Genomic DNA, 3,724 nt, shown 5'->3' with positions numbered 1-3,724 from the left:
CACAATAAGGTTCTCAGACTGTATCCCTACATCCTTTATCGTATCACTTGTCACTGTTGCGGTCTCTGCAGCCTTCTGGGCATTTATGGCTATTTCCTGTACGCTCTGGGTCATATCATTCATAGCCCTGGAAACCTCTTCTGTTTTCTGGGATTGGTTGGTCGAACCTTTTGCTATCTCTCCAACATTACTTGAAACCTCAGCGGAAGAAGCTGTCATTTCCTCAGATGCCGCAGATATCTCCTGGGCAGAAGCTGCAATATTGGCTGCATTGACTCCTATCATCCTTACCATCTTGTTCATGCTGTCCATGATAAGGTTCAGTCCGGCTGGAATCCCCTTAAAGTCTATGTCAACATCGGTGTCGGCCCTTATATCTAATTTCCCGTCGACTGCTCCATTGGATATTTGGTTGAAATCCTCAACTATCCTGTTAATAGGATTGGTTATGGACCTTGCGATCAGATAGGCCACAAATGCCATAAAACCGATTGCAACAACCGAGATGATGATCAGGTTGTTTCTCATGGCTGTAACCCCAGCCAGCATCTCTTCTTCCGGAACGGCCAGCACCAATGCAAAATTGGAGGAAGGTATCGGTTCATAGAATAACACCATATCTTTACCGGTCACAAGGTCTACGGAAGCTATAGTTCCCTTCTTACCGGCACTGATGTCCTGTGCCATCTTGTCATAGCCTGGTGCATCTACATCTGTGAGAGATTTGGTACCTATCCAGTCCTTGTTAGTTGGATGTGAGAGGAAAACGCCGGACTTGCTGGTCATGAAAGCGTAGCCGGTATCGTATATGGATATCTGCCCTGCCTCTTCGTCGATATCATTCAGTGAAACATCCATCCCGCTTATACCTATCGCAGTTCCATCTTTGATGATCGGAGCCACATAGCTCACCATCAGGACTCCATCATACACGAATGGCTCAAGGACTACGGTCTCTTTTAATTTTAGAGGCAGCTGGTAATAATCAGAGGTATCGGTGTCTGCCAGCGGATCCAGTACAAGTGAACCGCCCAGGGTATTCCAGTAAGGCATGAACCTGCCCGTGGCATCATGACCCGCAGCATTGACAAATTGATCGTCTCTGCCATCAAAAGCGTTGGGTTCAAAACCCACATATGCTCCCACGACACCCGGAGTAGTAAGAAATAGATCTTTTACTATGGCACTTACCTCATCCCTGTTTCCGGAGTTGTAGTTTTCCATAGCGCTTGCAAGGGTCTCTGCAACGATGACATTCCTCTGAAGATTGCCATCGAATGCCTGTGCATGAGCTAATGCAGTATTTTCTGCATCTGCATAGGACAGTTCATTTGCCTGCTCAGTTACCTGTGAAATGATCACGTAACTTGAAGCACACATTACTAGTGTAACACCAAGCACAATATAGAGCATTAGTTTTGTTTTTAAATTAATGTTCTGCAATTTCAATTTATCGCCTCAATTGAATATTGATATTAGTATAATATTAATAGTAACCGAGACTTTGTTCGTATAAATATATTTTGCTAAATATGTGCTCCTGCAAAGGATTTATAATGAAAATTTATGAAAAGTTGTCAAGAACAGCCAGGTTCTCAATACTTCACCGGTCGTCCAGCAAGGCCATCACGTAAGTCTTAAGCTCCTCTGATAGCGATACTATCCCCCCGGAAGCATCGATCGATTTTGCCAGTTGAGGTAAATGTATCTTTTCGTTTATCCAGGTAACATCCCGTACATGCCGAAGGTCAAAGGCATTCTCCACATATTCATAGCCACCCCTAACTCTACCCGCAGCGAAGAAGCCTTCATCCGCAAGAGGCATGACCACCAGGTCACCAATGTGGATATCATTGGCAAAACAAAAGATAGCTGCTGACCAGCTGTTGAGCCGTGCCTCTCCTATGTAACACAAACGTGATCGTATAATTTCCTTTATGCGTTCGCGCTTTTCAAATCTGTCAAACTCTTTCATGGTTTCCCGCAAAAGCCTTGCTTCTTCCCTTAGCCGGCTAAGTCTGGATGTAAGAAGTTCCATCTTCTGCTGCTGTAATTCTTCAGGGGAATCTTCAGGCAATCTGATCTTTTCGAACTCCTCGGCAAGTTCTGCCCTGAACTTGCTATCCATCTTCCTGTATTCTTCACGCAGATATTCAAAATTCGAGCTTTTCGTGTCAATATACTTCAGATTAATGATATCATCGGCAAGTTCATCCATCAGATGGATCTCAATATCGATCGTAACAACTCCCTGTTCCAGGCAAGCTTCTGTTTTCTTCCCACAGTACCCGGTATTCACCAGCCAGCAGTTACTATTATGATCCATCTTTGACACCCATCTCTCTTGTTGCGGTGGCCATATTAAGATGTCGAACAGATAATAATTGGATATAATGAACGTATATTGCTCAATTATTAAATATCATGAATCACTCTTCTATTCCGAAATCAATTATTGAGATATATGATCCCTGAAAGAACCTATGATATCATTGTGATAGGAGCCGGCCCTGCCGGTTCCACAGCTGCAACATATGCAGCCCGGAGAGGCATGTCTGTCCTGTTAGTTGACAAGAAGAAAGACATCGGAGTGCCCCTCCAATGTGGTGGTTTCCTGCCACATACAGAGACACTTCAGGAACTTGTACCAAATGCAGAACTGCCTTTCACACTTGAAGAGTACCCCCCCGGCTGTGTACATGCGACCACTTCTTTTCAGCGGTTCATAGCCCCCAATGGTACATCCAAAGGTTTTGAAGTACAAGGAGATGCGCTTGACAGGCGCAGGTTCGATAAACATCTTGCCACAGTGGCTACAAAGGCAGGTGCACATCTTTTAATTGCAACCAATGTGCTGGAAGTGAACAGGACAAGAGTTACAATGGATGGGGCTTTCGGAAGATACGAAGTACAAGGAAAAGTGGTCATCGGCGCCGATGGTCCCAATTCCATGGTCGCCGCTTCCAGCGGCATGCTAAGAGAGCCGGATCCCATGGGAATGAGCACAGCCTTTGAATATGAGCTCTCAGGTGCTGATGTGGATAAGGAAGCTGTTGAAATGTATTTTGGGAAAGACTATGTTCCTGGCGGCTATGCCTGGGTAATTTCCCAGGGTGATGACAGGGCTAACATTGGAGTAGGTATCAGGGAAGCTCTTTTTGCAGAACGCATGTGTGCAAGGGATTATCTGAACAGGTTCATGTACGAGCATCCCATTGCCAGTGAAAAGTTACGGGAAGGATCCATTGTGTCGGTCATCTCCGGGCTTGTGCCAGTGGGAGGTGCACCCAGGGTCACTGCCACAAAAGACACTCTCATTGCAGGGGATGCCGCAGGTCATCTCATAGCCACCAACGGAGGAGGCATATCCACTGCCATGATAGGAGGTAAGCTTGCAGGGGAATCTGCTGCTGATTTCCTGCAAGGGAAATGTAAGCTTGAAGAATATGATACCCTGTGGCGGAAACAAATGGGACTGGAGATCAGGACCGCAGTCCACATACGTAAATTAATGGACAGGCTCATGCTTTCGGATAGCATGATGAATGCTGCCATCAAGACCATTTCACCCTCACAAATGAAAGCCATCCAGTGCGGCCAGTTGCCGGATCCTGTGAAATAGACCCTTCAGAAGCTGAATATGGGTATGGGCTGACATGTATCTTTTTGTATATGGTACCTTAAAACATAACTGTGTGGGCCATCAGCTCATGGAAAATGCAAA

Annotated in this window: 3 protein-coding genes; 1 reads left to right on the top strand and 2 read right to left on the bottom strand. The window is 45.6% G+C overall.

Annotated elements, in window-relative coordinates:
• On the bottom strand, positions 1 to 1,449 hold a 1,449-nt coding region (locus tag AB7U21_RS11200; protein ID WP_428389096.1), incomplete at its 3' end, for a cache domain-containing protein.
• Positions 1,450 to 1,603: 154 nt separating this feature from the next.
• Complete coding sequence (locus AB7U21_RS11195; RefSeq protein ID WP_428389094.1) at positions 1,604 to 2,326, bottom strand: hypothetical protein; 723 nt, start codon at positions 2,324 to 2,326, stop codon at positions 1,604 to 1,606.
• Between the two features lie 138 nt (positions 2,327 to 2,464).
• Here AB7U21_RS11195 and AB7U21_RS11190 point away from each other — a divergent pair, with 138 nt between their 5' ends.
• On the top strand, positions 2,465 to 3,622 hold the full coding sequence (locus AB7U21_RS11190; protein ID WP_428389092.1) for a geranylgeranyl reductase family protein: 1,158 nt from the start codon (positions 2,465 to 2,467) through the stop codon (positions 3,620 to 3,622).
• Positions 3,623 to 3,724: the final 102 nt, after the last annotated feature.

The organism is Methanomethylovorans sp. (assembly GCF_050177135.1).
In the GTDB taxonomy this organism is placed as follows: Archaea; Halobacteriota; Methanosarcinia; order Methanosarcinales; family Methanosarcinaceae; genus Methanomethylovorans.
Note: the sequence above shows the minus strand (reverse complement) of the source record. Positions and strands in the feature narration are given on the sequence as shown.

Coding starts and splice junctions, on each gene's coding strand:
- AB7U21_RS11195 (WP_428389094.1), bottom strand. CDS start 2,326: ATGGATCATAATAGTAACTGCTGGCTGGTGAATACCGGGTACTGTGGG.
- AB7U21_RS11190 (WP_428389092.1), top strand. CDS start 2,465: ATGATCCCTGAAAGAACCTATGATATCATTGTGATAGGAGCCGGCCCT.